This window comes from Pantoea sp. X-Soil-ISGK-259, from assembly GCF_059730705.1.
Map to the genome: position 1 here is coordinate 231,215 of NZ_AP035986.1, position 18,411 is coordinate 249,625.

13 protein-coding genes and 1 riboswitch are annotated in these 18,411 nt (G+C 54.4%); of the genes, 9 read left to right on the top strand and 4 right to left on the bottom strand.

The annotated features are described in order from the left end of the window. Positions 1-63 precede the first annotated feature (63 nt). Both rpoB and rpoC read left to right on the top strand, forming a co-directional pair. Positions 64-4,092 (top strand): DNA-directed RNA polymerase subunit beta, encoded by a 4,029-nt coding sequence (rpoB, locus tag AC6I77_RS01070; protein ID WP_008927143.1) that lies wholly within the window; start codon positions 64-66, stop codon positions 4,090-4,092. A 129-nt stretch (positions 4,093-4,221) separates the two neighbouring features. Then, complete coding sequence (rpoC, locus tag AC6I77_RS01075; RefSeq protein WP_003850116.1) at positions 4,222-8,445, top strand: DNA-directed RNA polymerase subunit beta'; 4,224 nt, start codon at positions 4,222-4,224, stop codon at positions 8,443-8,445. A gap of 54 nt (positions 8,446-8,499) precedes the next feature. On the opposite strand, the gene AC6I77_RS01080 is transcribed toward rpoC, so the two are convergent. Further along, positions 8,500-8,682, bottom strand: a complete 183-nt coding sequence (locus AC6I77_RS01080) for a DUF1127 domain-containing protein (protein ID WP_039660706.1) — start codon at positions 8,680-8,682, stop codon at positions 8,500-8,502. Positions 8,683-8,856: 174 nt separating this feature from the next. Here AC6I77_RS01080 and AC6I77_RS01085 point away from each other — a divergent pair, with 174 nt between their 5' ends. Continuing rightward, positions 8,857-10,311, top strand: a complete 1,455-nt coding sequence (locus AC6I77_RS01085) for an aminotransferase-like domain-containing protein (protein WP_039660698.1) — start codon at positions 8,857-8,859, stop codon at positions 10,309-10,311. Between the two features lie 193 nt (positions 10,312-10,504). Here the strand turns inward: AC6I77_RS01085 and thiE are convergent, their stop codons facing one another. The 3 genes from thiE to AC6I77_RS01100 all read right to left on the bottom strand — a co-directional run bounded on the left by thiE (position 10,505) and on the right by AC6I77_RS01100 (position 13,904). After that, positions 10,505-11,131, bottom strand: a complete 627-nt coding sequence (gene thiE / locus AC6I77_RS01090; RefSeq protein WP_110411737.1) for a thiamine phosphate synthase — start codon at positions 11,129-11,131, stop codon at positions 10,505-10,507. A 2-nt stretch (positions 11,132-11,133) separates the two neighbouring features. Continuing rightward, positions 11,134-13,056, bottom strand: a complete 1,923-nt coding sequence (thiC, locus tag AC6I77_RS01095) for a phosphomethylpyrimidine synthase ThiC (RefSeq protein ID WP_039660700.1) — start codon at positions 13,054-13,056, stop codon at positions 11,134-11,136. Between the two features lie 87 nt (positions 13,057-13,143). Further along, positions 13,144-13,244, bottom strand: a riboswitch (TPP riboswitch). Positions 13,245-13,397: 153 nt separating this feature from the next. Beyond that, positions 13,398-13,904 (bottom strand): Rsd/AlgQ family anti-sigma factor, encoded by a 507-nt coding sequence (locus tag AC6I77_RS01100; protein WP_003850126.1) that lies wholly within the window; start codon positions 13,902-13,904, stop codon positions 13,398-13,400. A gap of 89 nt (positions 13,905-13,993) precedes the next feature. Here AC6I77_RS01100 and nudC point away from each other — a divergent pair, with 89 nt between their 5' ends. From nudC to AC6I77_RS01130, 6 genes are all read left to right on the top strand, one after another. Then, positions 13,994-14,764 carry an NAD(+) diphosphatase gene (gene nudC / locus AC6I77_RS01105; RefSeq protein ID WP_039660701.1) on the top strand — a complete coding sequence of 257 codons (771 nt, stop codon included), beginning with the start codon at positions 13,994-13,996 and terminating at the stop codon, positions 14,762-14,764. Positions 14,765-14,804: 40 nt separating this feature from the next. Then, on the top strand, positions 14,805-15,872 hold the full coding sequence (gene hemE, locus AC6I77_RS01110) for a uroporphyrinogen decarboxylase (RefSeq protein WP_008927148.1): 1,068 nt from the start codon (positions 14,805-14,807) through the stop codon (positions 15,870-15,872). A 2-nt stretch (positions 15,873-15,874) separates the two neighbouring features. After that, positions 15,875-16,543 carry a deoxyribonuclease V gene (gene nfi / locus AC6I77_RS01115; protein WP_003850133.1) on the top strand — a complete coding sequence of 223 codons (669 nt, stop codon included), beginning with the start codon at positions 15,875-15,877 and terminating at the stop codon, positions 16,541-16,543. Between the two features lie 63 nt (positions 16,544-16,606). Next, positions 16,607-17,197 carry a YjaG family protein gene (locus tag AC6I77_RS01120; RefSeq protein WP_003850135.1) on the top strand — a complete coding sequence of 197 codons (591 nt, stop codon included), beginning with the start codon at positions 16,607-16,609 and terminating at the stop codon, positions 17,195-17,197. A 188-nt stretch (positions 17,198-17,385) separates the two neighbouring features. After that, complete coding sequence (gene hupA, locus AC6I77_RS01125) at positions 17,386-17,658, top strand: nucleoid-associated protein HU-alpha (RefSeq protein WP_003850136.1); 273 nt, start codon at positions 17,386-17,388, stop codon at positions 17,656-17,658. A gap of 69 nt (positions 17,659-17,727) precedes the next feature. Continuing rightward, entirely contained in the window at positions 17,728-18,390 is a 663-nt protein-coding gene (locus tag AC6I77_RS01130) for a DUF1481 domain-containing protein (protein WP_078805341.1), read from the top strand. Positions 18,391-18,411 lie beyond the last annotated feature (21 nt).

The window sequence follows — 18,411 nt, forward strand, 5'->3', positions numbered from 1 at the left end:
TGCATGAACTGTCCTGTCAGGACGGACAGCGTGGGTCGACTTGTCAGCTAGCTGAGGAACCCTATGGTTTACTCCTATACCGAGAAAAAACGTATTCGTAAGGATTTTGGTAAACGTCCGCAAGTACTGGACATACCTTATCTCCTTTCCATCCAGCTCGACTCGTTCCAGAAGTTTATCGAGCAAGATCCAGAAGGTCAGTACGGACTGGAAGCTGCATTCCGTTCTGTATTCCCTATTGCGAGCTACAGCGGCAACTCTGAGTTGCAGTATGTGAGCTATCGCCTGGGTGAACCTGTCTTTGACGTGAAAGAGTGTCAGATCCGTGGCGTGACCTATTCGGCACCGCTGCGCGTGAAACTGCGTCTGGTGGTCTATGAGCGCGAAGCGCCAGAAGGCACCGTAAAAGACATTAAAGAACAAGAAGTCTACATGGGCGAAATTCCGCTCATGACCGACAACGGTACCTTTGTTATCAATGGTACCGAACGCGTTATCGTTTCTCAGCTGCACCGTAGTCCTGGCGTGTTCTTTGATAGCGATAAGGGTAAAACTCACTCATCGGGTAAAGTGCTGTACAACGCACGTATCATCCCTTACCGCGGATCATGGCTCGACTTTGAGTTTGACCCGAAAGATAACCTGTTTGTCCGTATTGACCGTCGTCGTAAGCTGCCGGCCACTATCATCCTGCGTGCGTTGCAGTTCACTACACCTCAGATCCTCGATATCTTCTTCGAGAAAGTGGTGTTTGAAATCCGTGACAACAAGCTGCAGATGGAGCTGGTGCCTGAGCGCCTGCGCGGTGAAACCGCTACCTTCGATATCGAAGCGAACGGCACCGTCTACGTCGAAAAAGCACGCCGTATCACTGCGCGCCATATCCGTCAGCTGGAAAAAGATGGCATTCAGCACATCGAAGTTCCGGTTGAATATATCGCGGGCAAAGTGGTCGCTAAAGACTACATCGATGAGAGCACCGGTGAGCTGATCATTGCAGCGAACATGGAACTGTCACTGGATCTGCTGGCTAAACTGAGCCAGTCCGGTCACAAGCGCATCGAAACGCTGTTCACCAACGATCTGGACCACGGTCCTTATATCTCCGAGACCCTGCGTGTCGACCCAACCAGCGATCGCCTGAGCGCACTGGTTGAGATCTACCGCATGATGCGTCCTGGTGAGCCGCCAACACGCGAAGCAGCAGAGAACCTGTTTGAGAACCTGTTCTTCTCTGAAGATCGTTACGATCTGTCTGCTGTTGGTCGTATGAAGTTCAACCGCTCATTACTGCGTGATGAAATCGAAGGTTCAGGCATCCTGAGCAAAGACGACATCATCGAAGTGATGAAGAAGCTGATCGACATCCGTAACGGTAAAGGCGAAGTGGACGATATCGACCACCTCGGTAACCGTCGTATTCGTTCAGTCGGTGAAATGGCTGAGAACCAGTTCCGTGTGGGTCTGGTGCGTGTTGAGCGTGCGGTTAAAGAGCGTCTGTCACTGGGCGACCTGGATACCCTGATGCCACAGGACATGATCAACGCGAAGCCGATTTCGGCCGCGGTGAAAGAGTTCTTTGGTTCAAGCCAGCTTTCTCAGTTCATGGATCAGAACAACCCGCTGTCAGAGATTACGCACAAACGTCGTATCTCTGCTCTCGGCCCGGGTGGTTTGACGCGTGAGCGTGCCGGCTTCGAAGTGCGTGACGTACACCCAACGCACTACGGTCGTGTCTGCCCAATCGAAACCCCTGAAGGCCCGAACATCGGTCTGATCAACTCCTTGTCTGTTTATGCACAGACGAACGAGTACGGTTTCCTTGAGACACCTTATCGCCGTGTTATCGACGGTCTGGTTTCTGACGAGATTCATTACCTCTCTGCTATCGAAGAGGGTAACTACGTTATCGCTCAGGCGAACGCCCCTCTTGATGATAACGGCGCGTTTGTTGATGACTTAGTCACCTGCCGTAGCAAAGGCGAATCAAGTCTGTTCAGCCGTGATCAGGTTGACTACATGGACGTTTCGACCCAACAGATCGTTTCTGTCGGTGCGTCCCTGATCCCGTTCCTGGAACACGATGACGCCAACCGCGCCCTGATGGGTGCGAACATGCAACGTCAGGCCGTTCCGACTCTGCGTGCTGACAAGCCGCTGGTTGGTACCGGTATGGAACGTGCTGTTGCTGTTGACTCCGGTGTTACCGCCGTTGCGAAACGTGGCGGTACCGTGCAGTACGTCGACGCATCACGTATCGTTATCAAAGTGAACGAAGACGAAATGCATGCTGGCGAAGCCGGTATCGACATTTATAACCTGACCAAATATACCCGTTCTAACCAGAACACCTGCATCAACCAGATGCCATGTGTTTCTCTGGGTGAGCCGGTTGAGCGCGGCGACGTGCTGGCAGATGGCCCGTCCACCGATCTGGGTGAACTGGCACTGGGCCAGAACATGCGCGTAGCGTTCATGCCTTGGAACGGCTACAACTTCGAAGACTCCATCCTGGTCTCCGAGCGTGTGGTTCAGGAAGATCGCTTTACGACTATCCATATTCAGGAACTGGCTTGCGTGTCGCGTGACACCAAACTGGGGCCGGAAGAGATTACCGCTGATATCCCGAACGTGGGTGAAGCCGCTCTCTCTAAACTGGATGAGTCAGGCATTGTCTACATCGGTGCTGAAGTGACCGGTGGTGACATTCTGGTGGGTAAGGTCACGCCGAAAGGTGAGACCCAGCTGACGCCAGAAGAGAAACTGCTGCGCGCTATCTTCGGTGAAAAAGCCTCTGACGTGAAAGATTCGTCACTGCGCGTACCGAATGGCGTGTCAGGCACCGTGATTGACGTTCAGGTCTTTACCCGCGATGGCGTGGAAAAAGACAAACGTGCGCTGGAAATTGAAGAGATGCAGCTGAAGCAGGCCAAAAAAGACCTGTCTGAAGAACTGCAGATTCTGGAAGCGGGCCTGTTCAGCCGTATTCAGAACGTCCTGATTTCTGGTGGCGTTGAAGCAGACAAACTGGACAAGCTGCCGCGCGAGCGCTGGCTGGAACTGGGTCTGACTGACGAAGCCAAGCAAAACCAGCTGGAGCAGCTGGCAGAGCAGTACGACGAACTGAAGCACGAGTTTGAGAAAAAACTCGAAGGTAAGCGTCGTAAAATCACCCAGGGCGATGATCTGGCACCAGGCGTGCTGAAAATCGTTAAGGTTTATCTGGCTGTTAAGCGTCAGATTCAGCCGGGTGACAAAATGGCAGGCCGTCACGGTAACAAAGGTGTTATCTCCAAGATCAACCCGATCGAAGATATGCCTTACGATGAAAACGGCACGCCGGTTGACATCGTTCTGAACCCGCTGGGCGTACCATCGCGTATGAACATCGGTCAGATTCTGGAAACCCACCTGGGCATGGCAGCGAAAGGCATCGGCGAGAAGATCAACGCCATGCTGAAGAAGCAGGAAGAAGTCGCGAAACTACGCGAATTCATCCAGCGCGCCTATGACCTGGGTAGCGATCTGCGTCAGAAAGTTGACCTGAACACCTTCTCCGATGACGAAGTTCTTCGTCTGGCAGAGAACCTGAAGAAAGGTATGCCAATCGCCACTCCGGTGTTTGATGGCGCGAAAGAGAGTGAAATCAAAGAGCTGCTGCAGCTCGGCGGCTTGCCTTCTTCCGGTCAGATTACCCTGTTTGACGGCCGTACCGGTGAGCAGTTCGAACGTCAGGTAACCGTTGGCTATATGTACATGCTGAAACTCAACCACCTGGTTGATGACAAGATGCATGCACGTTCAACCGGTTCCTACAGCCTGGTTACTCAGCAGCCGCTGGGTGGTAAGGCACAGTTCGGTGGTCAGCGCTTTGGTGAGATGGAAGTATGGGCACTGGAAGCATACGGTGCCGCGTATACCCTGCAGGAAATGCTTACCGTTAAGTCTGATGACGTCAACGGCCGTACCAAGATGTATAAAAACATCGTTGACGGTAACCATCAGATGGAACCGGGCATGCCGGAATCCTTCAACGTACTGTTGAAAGAGATTCGCTCGCTGGGTATCAACATCGAGCTGGAAGACGAGTAACCCCTTTTCAGGCTGCGGTTCGCCGCCGCCTGATAGCGCAGGGTTTAAAGCGCTCGCAATTGTACTGGTTACGGGGCGTTCAATTTCGGTTGGACGCCCTCTGAGTCTCACTCCGACGGGAGCTAATCCGTGAAAGACTTACTTAAGTTTCTGAAAGCGCAAACTAAGACCGAAGAGTTTGATGCGATCAAAATTGCGCTGGCTTCGCCAGACATGATCCGTTCCTGGTCTTTTGGTGAAGTGAAAAAGCCAGAAACCATTAACTACCGTACTTTTAAGCCAGAGCGCGATGGTCTGTTCTGTGCCCGTATCTTCGGGCCGGTAAAAGACTATGAGTGCCTGTGCGGCAAGTATAAGCGCCTGAAACACCGTGGTGTGATTTGTGAGAAGTGCGGCGTTGAAGTGACCCAGACTAAAGTACGCCGTGAGCGTATGGGCCACATCGAACTGGCGTCGCCGACTGCGCACATCTGGTTCCTGAAGTCACTGCCATCGCGTATCGGCTTACTGCTGGATATGCCACTGCGTGACATCGAGCGCGTGCTCTACTTTGAATCTTACGTGGTAATCGAAGGTGGCATGACCAACCTCGAGAAGCGTCAGATCCTGACTGAAGAGCAGTACCTTGACGCTCTGGAAGAGTTCGGTGACGAGTTCGACGCCAAAATGGGCGCCGAAGCGATCCAGGCCCTGTTGAAAAACATGGATCTGGAGCAGGAGTGCGAGCAGCTGCGTGAAGAGCTGAACGAAACCAACTCCGAAACCAAACGTAAAAAGCTGACCAAGCGTATCAAGCTGCTGGAAGCGTTCGTACAGTCTGGTAACAAGCCAGAGTGGATGATCCTGACCGTGCTGCCTGTTCTGCCACCGGATCTGCGTCCGCTGGTACCGCTGGATGGTGGCCGTTTCGCAACGTCGGATCTGAACGATCTTTATCGTCGCGTGATCAACCGTAACAACCGTCTGAAGCGCCTGCTGGATCTGGCTGCGCCAGATATCATCGTACGCAACGAAAAGCGTATGTTGCAGGAAGCGGTCGATGCACTGCTGGACAACGGTCGTCGCGGTCGTGCGATCACCGGTTCCAACAAGCGTCCGCTGAAATCGCTGGCTGACATGATCAAAGGTAAGCAGGGTCGTTTCCGTCAGAACCTGCTGGGTAAACGTGTCGACTATTCTGGTCGTTCGGTTATCACCGTTGGTCCATACCTGCGTCTGCATCAGTGCGGTCTGCCTAAGAAAATGGCACTCGAACTGTTCAAACCGTTCATTTACGGCAAGCTGGAACTGCGTGGCCTGGCCACCACCATCAAAGCCGCGAAGAAAATGGTTGAGCGCGAAGAAGCGGTTGTCTGGGATATCCTCGACGAAGTGATCCGTGAGCACCCGGTTCTTCTGAACCGTGCGCCTACGCTGCACCGTCTGGGTATTCAGGCCTTTGAACCGGTTCTGATCGAAGGTAAAGCAATCCAGCTGCACCCGCTGGTTTGTGCGGCCTATAACGCCGACTTCGATGGTGACCAGATGGCTGTTCACGTACCGCTGACGCTGGAAGCCCAGCTGGAAGCGCGTGCGCTGATGATGTCGACCAACAACATCCTGTCACCTGCGAACGGCGAGCCAATCATCGTTCCTTCTCAGGACGTTGTACTGGGTCTGTATTACATGACCCGTGACTGTGTTAACGCTAAAGGCGAAGGCATGGTGCTGACTGGCCCGAAAGAAGCTGAGCGTGTTTATCGCGCTGGCCTGGCCTCTCTGCATGCTCGCGTTAAAGTGCGTATCACTGAACACGAGAAAAACGAGCAGGATGAGTGGGTTGCTAAAACCAGCATCATCGATACAACGATTGGCCGTGCCATCCTGTGGATGATCGTGCCGAAAGGTCTGCCGTTCTCTATCGTTAACCAGGCGCTGGGCAAAAAAGCTATCTCCAAAATGCTTAACACCTGTTACCGCATTCTGGGTCTGAAGCCGACGGTTATCTTTGCTGACCAGACCATGTACACCGGTTTCGCTTACGCTGCCCGTTCAGGCGCGTCAGTCGGTATCGATGATATGGTTATTCCAGAGAAGAAAGTGGAAATCATCACCGAAGCGGAAGCGGAAGTGGCTGAAATTCAGGAACAGTTCCAGTCTGGTCTGGTAACCGCAGGCGAACGTTACAACAAAGTCATCGATATCTGGGCAGCAGCCAACGAACGTGTTGCCAAGGCGATGATGGAAAACCTCTCTACCGAAGTTGTGATTAACCGCGACGGTGCAGAAGAGCGACAGGTTTCCTTTAACAGCATCTTTATGATGGCCGACTCCGGTGCGCGTGGTTCTGCTGCACAGATTCGTCAGCTGGCCGGTATGCGTGGTCTGATGGCGAAACCAGATGGTTCCATCATCGAAACACCAATCACGGCGAACTTCCGTGAGGGTTTGAACGTACTTCAGTACTTCATCTCAACCCACGGTGCACGTAAAGGTCTGGCGGATACCGCACTGAAAACGGCGAACTCCGGTTATCTGACGCGTCGTCTGGTTGACGTTGCACAGGATCTGGTTGTTACCGAAGATGACTGTGGTACACACGAAGGCATCATGATGACGCCTGTCATCGAAGGTGGCGACGTTAAAGAGCCACTGCGTGAACGTGTACTGGGTCGTGTGACGGCAGAAGACGTTCTGAAGCCGGGCACTGCTGACATTCTGGTCCCACGCAACACGCTGCTCGATGAGCACTGGTGTGATGTGCTGGAACTGAACTCAGTTGACAGCCTGAAAGTCCGCTCTGTTGTAGGTTGTGAAACCGACTTTGGTGTGTGCGCGCATTGCTACGGTCGCGACCTGGCACGTGGTCACATCATCAACAAAGGTGAAGCGATCGGTGTTATCGCAGCACAGTCCATCGGTGAGCCAGGTACACAGCTGACGATGCGTACGTTCCACATCGGTGGTGCGGCATCACGTGCGGCTGCTGAATCCAGCATTCAGGTGAAGAACAAAGGTACCATCAAGCTGACCAACGCCAAGTCCGTAACGAACTCGGCAGGCAAGCTGGTGATCACCTCGCGTAACGTTGAACTGAAAATGATCGACGAATTTGGTCGTACCAAAGAGAGCTATAAAGTTCCTTATGGTTCTACCATGGCGAAAGGTGATGGTGAGCAGGTTGCCGCGGGCGAAACCGTTGCAAACTGGGATCCGCATACCATGCCAGTCATCACCGAAGTGGGCGGTTTCATTCGATTCACTGACATGGTTGATGGCCAGACCATTACCCGTCAGACAGATGACTTAACCGGTCTCTCTTCGCTGGTGGTTCTGGACAGTGCTGAACGTACTGCGGGCGGTAAAGATCTGCGTCCTGCGCTGAAAATTGTTGATGCCAACGGCAACGACGTTCTGATCCCGGGCACCGATATGCCGGCTCAGTACTTCCTGCCAGGTAAAGCGATTGTTCAGCTGGAAGATGGCGTTAAGATCAGTGCCGGTGACACGTTAGCGCGTGTTCCGCAGGAATCTGGCGGTACCAAAGATATTACCGGTGGTCTGCCACGCGTTGCTGACCTGTTCGAAGCGCGTCGTCCGAAAGAGCCCGCTATTCTGGCAGAGATCAGCGGCATCATCTCCTTCGGTAAAGAGACCAAAGGTAAGCGTCGTCTGGTCATTACCCCGCTGGATGGTAGCGAGCCGTACGAAGAGATGATTCCGAAATGGCGTCAGCTGAACGTGTTCGAAGGTGAACGTGTTGAGCGCGGTGACGTGGTTTCCGATGGCCCAGAGTCTCCACATGACATCCTGCGCTTGCGTGGCGTGCATGCGGTGACCCGTTACATCACTAACGAAGTGCAGGAAGTTTACCGTCTGCAGGGCGTTAAGATTAACGATAAGCACATCGAAGTCATCGTTCGTCAGATGCTGCGTAAAGCAACCATCGTGAGCGCAGGAAGTGCAGACTTCCTGGAAGGTGAGCAGGCTGAATTCTCTCGCATCAAGATCTCTAACCGTGATCTGGAAGCGAACGGAAAAGTTGGCGCAACCTTCATGCGTGACCTGTTGGGTATTACCAAAGCGTCACTGGCTACCGAATCGTTCATCTCTGCAGCATCGTTCCAGGAGACGACACGTGTCCTGACCGAAGCAGCAGTTGCAGGCAAGCGCGACGAACTGCGCGGCCTGAAAGAGAACGTCATCGTGGGTCGTCTGATTCCGGCCGGTACCGGTTATGCGTACCATCAGGATCGTATGCGCCGTAAAGCGGCAGGTGAAGTGCCGGTTGCACCGCAGGTTACTGCGGATGAAGCCTCAGCCAGCCTGGCTGAACTGTTGAACGCCGGTCTCGGCGGCAACAAAAACGATTAATCGTTCTTTGCCTGATAAAAACCCTGCCTCGGCAGGGTTTTTTTTGTCTGTCATTCAGGCATTCCAGTCGTTGCGCCTGAGACCAATGTCTTTCAACTGACTGTCACTCAGTTTCGACAGGATGACACGGGTTTCACGCCGTAGTTGCCAGCGTTTATAACTACGCCACACGAAACGAACCAGCTGGTAAGGTGTGCCTGTAAAGGGTTTAGCTGCGCGATTCTCGTCGTATCCCATGATAGTGCCCTCAGTGAAGTATCTGAGGACCATTTTCATCGCATCGCTCTGTATGATACAGACGCAAAAATCACCTTTTTTTAACATACAGATTGCGGTTGTCGTGATCTGAATGGTAAAAAAGAAGCATAACTGTACTGGTTAATGCTCATCATCTGAGACAGAGGAAATACAATGACGCGATATGAACATCTGGCCACACTGCTGGCTCAGCGCATTGAACAGGGTTTATATCGCAGTGGTGAGCGCCTGCCTTCGGTACGCAGTCTGAGTGCCGAACATGGCGTCAGTATCAGCACCGTACAGCAGGCTTATCATCTGCTGGAAGAGAAGCAGATGATCACGCCGCAGTCTCGCTCCGGCTATTTTGTCGCCTCGCGCAAAGCGACACCCCCGATGCCTGCGCTTACCCGTCCTGCACAGCGGCCGGTTGAGGTGACGCAGTGGGATGCGGTGCTGGAGCTGATTAACAGCCGACTGGAGGATGATGTGTTGCAGCTGGGCAGCGGCATGCCGGATGTGACTCAGCCGACGCTTAAGCCGCTGTGGAAAGCATTCAGCCGTCAGGCGCAGAAGCAGGACATGGCGCTGCTGAATTATGACAACCTCTATGGTGTTCTCGCGCTGCGACAACAGGTTGCACGGCTGGCAATAGACAGCGGCTGCCAGCTCACCGCCGATGACATTGTTATTACCACCGGCTGCCATGAGGCGTTATCGGTCGCCGTTCGGGCTGTCTGCGAGCCGGGCGATATCATTGCCGTTGAGTCACCGTCGTTTCACGGCATCATGCAAACCCTGCGCGGCTTTGGCATTCGTGCCATTGAGATCCCAACAGATGCGGTCACCGGTATCAGTCTGGAAGCGCTGGAACTGGCCTTTGATCAATGGCCGATTAAAGCAGTCGTTGTTGTGCCGAACTGCAATAATCCGCTGGGATTCATCATGCCTGAACAGCGTAAGCGGGCATTGCTGGCGCTGGCGCAGCGGTTTGATGCGGCGGTAATCGAAGATGATGTTTATGGTGAGTTAGCCTGGGAATACCCGCGCCCACCTACTATTAAAGCGCTGGATCTCGATGGCCGGGTTCTGCTGTGCAGCTCTTTTTCTAAAACGCTGGCGCCCGGTTTACGTGTCGGCTGGGTTGCACCAGGACGCTATCGCGACCGCGTGCTGCACATGAAATATATCGTCACAGGCTCCACCGCCACGCAGCCTCAGCATGCGGTTGCGGAGTTTATCCGCCAGGGCCATTATCAGCTGCATCTACGGCGGATGCGGCAAATCTATCATCGTAACTATGAAACCTTTAGCTGCTGGGTGCGCCACTACTTTCCCTGCGGCATCTGCGTTTCCCGCCCTCAGGGCGGTTTTCTGATGTGGATTGAACTCCCGGAAGCATTTGATGCGGTCCTGCTTAACCGGGAACTGCGCGAGTCAAAAATTCAGATTGCCGCAGGCTCACTCTTTTCGGCCTCGGGCAAATATCGCAACTGCCTGCGCTTAAACTACGGGCTGCCAATAAACGAGCAAACTGAACAGGCGCTGGCGCGGGTGGGTGCGGCTGTCGAACGCGCTATGCTCTCGTGTCAGCATGAGCCGCAGACTTCAGCCTCTGCTATCGTATAGAGGAAAGAAGAAGCAGGGCCGGCAAGAGGAGGGAACCGGCCCTGGTCAGTTAACCTTAACCTGACGGATGCCACGTTAAGGTTTTGGCTCACAGCACGCCAGCGGCAACCCTCACGTTTGCGCGCTGCTTTCCCGGAAGAATGCGGGCATTACCCGTTTTGCAGCGGCTATGTGGTACAGCTTCCACAAATCCTTAATGGCCAGGTTCTGCCAGCGCCATCAGTGTCCGGGTTGCTTCACGCCAGTCATCTGCCTGAGTAATCGCACTCACTACCGCAATACTCCCAACGCCGGTTGCCAGTACCTCAGGTGCTCGCGCAATCGAGATACCGCCAATCGCCACAGTGGGAATATGCGTCAGGCGTGCCAGATGTCGCTTCAGCTGCTCAATGCCCTGCGGCGCAGAAGGCATCTCTTTAGTCTGCGTCGGGAAAATATGCCCAAGTGCGATGTAAGAGGGCTGGATTGCCAGCGCGCGATCCAGCTCCGCGTCGTCATGGGTGGAGAGCCCCAGACGCAATCCGGCCTGATGAATGCGGGCAAGATCGGCCACATCCATATCCTCCTGCCCCAGATGTACGCCATAAGCCTGATGTTTAATTGCCAGCTGCCAGTAGTCATTGATAAACAGGCGTGCGTCATAGCGTTTTCCCAGTGCAATCGCATGGGCAATAGCGGGCTCAGCGATCGCATCGGGCTGATCCTTAATGCGCAGCTGCAGCGTGCGAACGCCCATCTCCAGCAGGCGTTCAATCCACTCGGGGCTATCAACCACCGGATAAAGCCCCAGGCGCGGGGCGGTAGCAGGGAATGCGGGCATCGTTACTCCTCCTTAATGGCATCGGCAGGGTGATAAAGCTCACCGCCGTGGCTGCGAAAACGGTCTGACATCTGCGCCATGCCCACTTCAACCGGCTCGGCACGCGCATCCTGGCGTGCTGCAAACTCGCGCACCTCCTGAGAAATTTTCATTGAGCAGAATTTAGGGCCACACATCGAGCAGAAATGAGCCACCTTTCCTGACTCCTGCGGCAGGGTTTCGTCATGCATAGCCCGCGCCGTGTGGGGATCCAGCGCCAGATTGAATTGATCTTCCCAGCGGAATTCAAAGCGCGCTTTGGACATGGCGTTATCACGGATCTGCGCAGCGGGGTGGCCTTTGGCCAGATCGGCGGCATGCGCCGCGATTTTGTAGGTGATCAATCCTTGTTTCACATCCTCTTTGTTGGGCAGACCCAGATGCTCTTTAGGTGTGACATAACACAGCATCGCACAACCAAACCAGCCAATCATGGCGGCACCGATACCCGAGGTGAAATGGTCATAGCCGGGCGCGATATCGGTGGTCAGCGGACCGAGGGTGTAGAAGGGGGCTTCATCGCACAGCTCGAGCTGTTCCGTCATGTTGCGGCGGATCATATGCATCGGCACGTGGCCCGGACCTTCAATCATTACCTGAACATCATATTCCCAGGCAATACGGGTCAGTTCACCCAGGGTACGCAGTTCGGCAAACTGCGCTTCATCGTTGGCATCCTGAATCGAACCCGGACGCAGGCCATCGCCCAGCGACAGGGAGACATCGTACGCCGTACAGATTTCACAGATCTCACGGAAGTGCTGATAGAGGAAACTCTCCTGATGATGGGACAGGCACCACTTCGCCATGATCGATCCGCCCCGCGAGACGATGCCGGTCAGACGTTTCGCCGTCATCGGGACATAACGCAGTAGCACGCCCGCGTGGATAGTGAAGTAATCGACGCCCTGTTCCGCCTGTTCAAGCAGCGTGTCACGGAATATTTCCCAGTTCAGCGCCTCCGCCACGCCATTCACTTTTTCCAGCGCCTGATAGATCGGCACCGTACCAATAGGCACCGGGCTGTTGCGCAAAATCCATTCGCGCGTTTCATGAATATAACGACCGGTAGAGAGATCCATCACCGTATCGGCACCCCAGCGAGTTGACCAGACCAGCTTTTCCACTTCTTCTTCAATGGAAGAGGTCACCGCCGAATTACCGATGTTGGCGTTAACCTTAACCAGAAAGTTGCGGCCTATGATCATGGGCTCTGATTCAGGGTGATTGATATTCGCCGGGATGATAGCGCGTCCGGCAGCAACTTCCTGACGCACAAACTCGGGGGTGATGCGGGCGGGAAGATGCGCACCAAAGCTGTGACCCGGATGCTGTTGCAGCAGCACCTCACTGCGGATTCGCTCGCGCCCCATGTTTTCGCGCAGAGCGATAAACTCCATCTCCGGGGTGATGATCCCCTGGCGGGCATAGTGCAGCTGCGTGACGCGGCGCCCGGCACGGGCACGGCGCGGTGTCGGAAGGTGATCGAAGCGCAGATGATCCAGCCCCTCGTCAGCCAGTCGCTGTTGGGTATAGCCTGAGCTGTTCTGTTCAAGAAGTTCGCTGTCGCCGCGTTCAGTAATCCAGCGCGCGCGCAGCTTTTCCAGGCCACGATGCACATCAATCTCTGCCGCGGGATCACCATAAGCGCCTGCCGTGTCATAGACCGGCACCGCTTCATTTTGCTCATAGAGAGGCTGTTCTTTGCTACCGCCAGTGTGGGTCGGGCTCAGGGTAATTTCACGCATGGGTACGCGAATATCCTTCCGGCTGCCGGTAATCCAGATGCGACGGGACTGGGGAAAGGCACTGCCGCTTTGCAGAGAATCGATAAATTCCTGCGCCTGGGCACGCTGTTCACGACGGGTCATTTTTGGGTCAGACATAGCAATCTTCCTGTTAAGAGGGAACGATGCTTGTCCGGAGTTCGGAAGGAGTAACCGTATAGACAGCGTAAGCGTGCTGACATACAGAGAATATTTACTCTTGTTCCCTTCGCAGGTTCTAACCTGATCAGGTTCCGCGGATCCCGAATTAACGGTCTCAGCCCAACTGGGCACTCCGACAAGAAGCTACTTTTTGCACTGGCGTCCTGTAACAGACCCCGGCGTAAAAAGCTTAAATTTCAATGCACAAATAAAAAAGGTTCTTTGGAAAGCGCTCCGCAGAACCTGTTTAGCATAAAAGGGCTGGAAGATAATCTCAACCCCTTTCCCGACGGCGATAATCAGGCCGGGCGGGCGATTTGGCTGTCATTCGCCACTGGCGGGGGGACGAGCTTGTTGTCCCATGCCAGCTGAATCAGCTTATCTTCAAGTGTAAACCGGGCTTCCAGCACTTCGCCCACTTCGGACAACGCCTGCTGGAAGGTCATGCAGTTTTCGTCATCAATCGCCTGCTGAAGGTGGCCGTCATAGAGCTGCATCAGACGTTCCGTATTGGCCTCCAGCGGGGGATAAATCTGCGCGGCAGCGATCATCGGGCTGTCGCCACTCATTTCACTGATCACACGCTCATAGATACTGAAGTGACCCGCAGAAAGATAATCGACCAGGCCATGACAGAAGTTGTCGAGCGCCTGTTCATCCAGACGCGTCAGCGCCTCTTTATTAGGTTTAAGACCCACCAGGTGATAATAGGTCACCAGTAGCTGACGACGGGCTTCAAGCCACGAATCGACCAGTTCATTACTGCCACCTACGCGTTCAGCCAGGACGTCTAACTGGTTAAGCATATCTAACTCCATGTGAGTTATAGTTGTTTATCTACACACTTAACATCAGGGCTTCAGCGTGCGATTTGACGCTAAGGATGACGAAATAAATGCAATGCGAAATCTCAAGCGTAGACGCTGGATGGTGGATTGTCAGCCATGAACAGAAAATTTGGTTGCCACAAGGTGATTTACCCCACGGAAACGCCGAAAAATTTGGTTTAACTGGCAGTATGGCCCGGACCATTGGTGAGTGGCAGGGCGAAAAAGTCTGGCTGATTTGTGAACCGCGTTCTGCCGATATGTTCTCAGTCCGTCAGCTAATCGATCAGGATGCAGCGCTGTTTCAGCTGGTGGGTCGCGGTGTTCAGCTGGCGGAATTCTACCGTTCTCATCGCTGGTGCGGTTATTGCGGCCATGAAATGCATCACAGCAAACATGAGTTTGCCTGTCTCTGCAGCCATTGCCGCGAGCGTTACTATCCGCAGATTGCACCCTGCATTATTGTGGCGATCCGTCGCGGCGATGAAATCCTGCTGGCGAACCATGCCCGCCATCGCAATAAGGTCTATACCGTGCTGGCGGGGTTTGTCGAAGTTGGTGAGACACTGGAGCAGGCCGTGGCCCGTGAAGTGATGGAAGAGAGCAATATCCGCGTCAAAAATGTCCGTTACGTGACCTCCCAGCCGTGGCCCTTCCCGCAATCGCTGATGACAGCATTTATGGCAGAGTATGACAGCGGCGATCTGCAACACGACGGCAAAGAACTGCTGGATGCGGCCTGGTTCCGTTTTGATGACCTGCCGTTGCTGCCACCTCCCGGCACCGTGGCGCGTCGTCTGATTGAAGATACTGTCGCCCTGTGCCGCGCCGAAGCGTGAAAGTGCTACACTACACGCCTGTTATTGAGAGAGTGTTGAGATGAGTGAACTGAAGAACGATCGTTATTTGCGTGCCCTGTTACGCCAGCCAGTTGATGTCACGCCGGTATGGATGATGCGACAAGCCGGTCGCTATTTGCCGGAGTACAAAGCGACACGCGCCCAGGCGGGTGACTTTATGTCGCTATGCAAAAACGCCGAGCTGGCCTGCGAAGTCACCCTGCAGCCGCTGCGCCGTTATCCGCTGGATGCCGCTATCCTCTTCAGTGACATCCTGACCATTCCTGATGCGATGGGACTGGGTCTCTACTTTGAAACCGGCGAAGGCCCGCGTTTCTCTAACCCTGTGACCTGTCGCGCTGACGTTGAGCGTTTACCGGTACCCGATCCAGAAATGGAACTGGGCTACGTGATGAATGCGGTCCGCACCATCCGTAAGAACCTGAACGGCGATCTGCCGCTGATTGGCTTCTCAGGCAGTCCATGGACGCTGGCCACCTACATGGTGGAAGGTGGCAGCAGCAAGGCGTTTACCAAAATCAAAAAGATGATGTATGCCGATCCGGCTACGCTGCACGCGATGCTGGATAAGCTGGCCGACAGCGTCATCCTCTACCTCAATGCTCAGATCCGCGCCGGTGCGCAGTCTGTCATGGTGTTTGATACCTGGGGCGGCGTGCTGACCGGTCGTGATTATCGCGAGTTCTCACTTCACTACATGCATAAAATTGTTGATGGCCTGCTGCGTGAAAATGACGGTCGCCGCGTGCCGGTGACGCTCTTCACCAAAGGCGGCGGGCAGTGGCTGGAAGCGATGGCAGCCACCGGTTGTGATGCGCTGGGTCTCGACTGGACCACCGATATTGACGACGCCCGCCGTCGCGTGGGCGACAAAGTTGCGCTACAGGGCAACATGGATCCTTCAATGCTCTATGCGGCACCGGAGCGTATTGAACAGGAAGTGGCCGGCATCCTGGAACGTTTTGGCTCGGGTACCGGGCATGTCTTCAATCTGGGTCACGGCATTCATCAGGATGTACCACCTGAAAATGCGGGTGTCTTTGTTGAAGCGGTGCATCGTTTATCACGTCCCTGGCATCAGGAGTAATTATGGACATTGCCGCACTCCGCGCTGAGCAGTTACAACGCGCCGCTGAGGTAGTGCGTGAGGATGACTTTGATGTGCTGCCGCCCCGTTTTATCGGCGGGGCGGACGTTGGATTTGAGCAGGAAGGCACCGTAACGCGGGCGGCGATGGTGATACTGGAGTATCCCTCGCTAACGCTGGTGGAGCATCGTATCGCGCGCGTTGAGACCACCATGCCCTACATTCCGGGCTTTCTCTCATTCCGCGAGTATCCGGCACTGATGGCCGCCTGGCAGATGCTGGAACAAAAGCCGGACCTGCTGTTTGTGGATGGGCACGGTATTTCGCATCCAAGACGACTGGGCGTCGCATCGCATTTTGGCCTGCTGGTGGATGTGCCGACGATTGGCGTTGCGAAAAGCCGTTTGTGCGGTCGTTTTGACGATCTGGACGCGCAGCCCGGGAGCCGGCAGCCGCTGATCGACAAAGGTGAGCAAATTGGCTGGGTATGGCGCAGCAAGCTGCGTTGTAATCCGTTGTTTGTCGCCACGGGTCATCGCGTCAGCCTGAATACTGCGCTGCAGTGGGTCGAAAACTGTACGCGCGGTTACCGGTTGCCGGAACCGACCCGCTGGGCCGATGCGGTTGCCTCGAACAGAACCGCTTTCCAGCGCTGGCAAAACGCGCTTTAACACTGTTTGTGCTGCGGTTTTGCAGTTACACTGCGGCCAGCGAAACGAATAAGAGCCACCTTTATGTTACAAAATCCCGTTCATCTGCGTCTGGCGAAGCTGGAAAGCTGGCAGCACCTTACGTTTATGGCCTGCCTGTGCGAGCGCATGTATCCCAACTATCGGGCGTTCTGCGAGCAGACTGAATTTGCCGATCCGGCGCTCTATCGTCGCATTCTTGATCTGATCTGGGAAAACCTGACGGTCAAAGATGCGAAGATTAACTTCGACAGCCAGCTGGAAAAGCTCGAAGCTGCCATTCCGGATGGCGATGCGTTTGACGTTTACGGCGTTTACCCGGCTATTGATGCCTGCGTGGCACTAAGCGAAGTCGTGCATGCGCAGCTGAGCGGTGAAACGCTTGAACATGCAATTGAAGTCAGCGAGACGTCAATTACCACTGTCGCTATGCTGGAGATGACCCAGGCTGGACGCGAAATGACCGATGACGAGCTGCGTGAAAACCCGGCTATCATCGATGAGTGGGACCTTCAGTGGGAGATTTTCCGCCTGCTGGCGGAGTGTGAAGAGCGCGACCTTGAATTGATTAAAGGTCTGCGATCTGATCTGCGTGAAGCTGGAATTAGCAACATCGGTATAAATTTCCAGCAGTAAGGCGATAAAACGTGACTTCAGGCCCGAATTAGCGCGCCTGGAGGCTTCACATTGGCCCCCTGTCTGGTCTACATTTGGGGGGCTGAAAATTGTGGCTATCGGTGCGTGCAGGCAGAAGAGTGCCAGAATATGGCTTTTCCCTCGCACTCGTTGCTTAGCAAGCGATAAATACACTTTAAGGATAACTTATGAACAAGACTCAACTGATTGATGTGATCGCAGAAAAAGCTGACCTGTCTAAAACCCAGGCAAAGGCAGCGCTGGAATCTACTCTGGCTGCGATCACTGAGTCTCTGAAAGATGGTGATGCTGTACAACTGGTTGGTTTTGGTACTTTTAAAGTGAACCACCGCGCTGAGCGTACCGGTCGTAACCCGCAGACTGGCAAAGAGATCAAAATCGCTGCAGCAAATGTACCGGCATTCGTGTCTGGTAAAGCGCTGAAAGACGCCGTTAAGTAAGACGTCGCACTGCGGTTAAGCTTTAAAACAGGGGGCGTTTCGCCCCTTTTGTTTAAGAGGCCAGCCATCATGACCCCGCTGTTTCAGCGTTTTTCTATTCTGTTTCTCTCCCTGATTCTTTTCGGTTGCAGCTCAACTCCGGATATTCCTCCTTTTTCTGCCAGTGGCTATCTTGCCGATCGTGGTGTTGTCCGTATCTGGCGCAAAAATAGCGATCATCAGTCGGTCCATATTCGCACCCTCTATACACCCTTCAGTGGCGGTGAAGGTGAAGTGACAGATTACGTCTGGCTGGAAGGGTCGTTGATCAGCATTCAGCGCCAGGTAAAGGGCAAACAGCCTGACGATGTGACCCTGCGCTTTGATCAGGCGGGTGGTCTCAACTTCATGCAGCGCCAGCTTGCAGGGCGGCGTGAGGCGGTCAGCCCGGATGCCATTGAGCTCTATAAGTTTGATGCGGAGCGGATGCGTAACCTCAGCGATGCGCTTTTAAGCGGCAGGGTGTTTCTGAAGCAGGGACACTGGCTGGGAAGCGATCGACTGGAGACGTGTGAAGGCCAGCAGGTCAGACCCGCTTTTGACGCTGACGATCGGCAGTTGCTGATACAGCAGCAGCAGAGCGCATCGGCACCGCTCATGGTGTCGTGGCTTGAAGCGCCGGAAGGGCTACAGTTGTTGCGGGTCAGTCAGCAGGATGACTGCTCACAGCAGCCGACAGAAGACGATATGTGAAGTGAAAAGGGGGCACGCTGT

What these genes read in the sequence shown, in the direction of transcription:
- AC6I77_RS01100 (WP_003850126.1), bottom strand. Translation starts at nt 13,904, where the DNA reads ATGCTTAACCAGTTAGACGTCCTGGCTGAACGCGTAGGTGGCAGTAAT.
- AC6I77_RS01120 (WP_003850135.1), top strand. Translation starts at nt 16,607, where the DNA reads ATGTTACAAAATCCCGTTCATCTGCGTCTGGCGAAGCTGGAAAGCTGG.
- AC6I77_RS01130 (WP_078805341.1), top strand. Translation starts at nt 17,728, where the DNA reads ATGACCCCGCTGTTTCAGCGTTTTTCTATTCTGTTTCTCTCCCTGATT.
- nudC (WP_039660701.1), top strand. Translation starts at nt 13,994, where the DNA reads ATGCAATGCGAAATCTCAAGCGTAGACGCTGGATGGTGGATTGTCAGC.
- hupA (WP_003850136.1), top strand. Translation starts at nt 17,386, where the DNA reads ATGAACAAGACTCAACTGATTGATGTGATCGCAGAAAAAGCTGACCTG.
- rpoB (WP_008927143.1), top strand. Translation starts at nt 64, where the DNA reads ATGGTTTACTCCTATACCGAGAAAAAACGTATTCGTAAGGATTTTGGT.
- thiC (WP_039660700.1), bottom strand. Translation starts at nt 13,056, where the DNA reads ATGTCTGACCCAAAAATGACCCGTCGTGAACAGCGTGCCCAGGCGCAG.
- AC6I77_RS01085 (WP_039660698.1), top strand. Translation starts at nt 8,857, where the DNA reads ATGACGCGATATGAACATCTGGCCACACTGCTGGCTCAGCGCATTGAA.
- thiE (WP_110411737.1), bottom strand. Translation starts at nt 11,131, where the DNA reads ATGCCCGCATTCCCTGCTACCGCCCCGCGCCTGGGGCTTTATCCGGTG.
- nfi (WP_003850133.1), top strand. Translation starts at nt 15,875, where the DNA reads ATGGACATTGCCGCACTCCGCGCTGAGCAGTTACAACGCGCCGCTGAG.
- AC6I77_RS01080 (WP_039660706.1), bottom strand. Translation starts at nt 8,682, where the DNA reads ATGGGATACGACGAGAATCGCGCAGCTAAACCCTTTACAGGCACACCT.
- hemE (WP_008927148.1), top strand. Translation starts at nt 14,805, where the DNA reads ATGAGTGAACTGAAGAACGATCGTTATTTGCGTGCCCTGTTACGCCAG.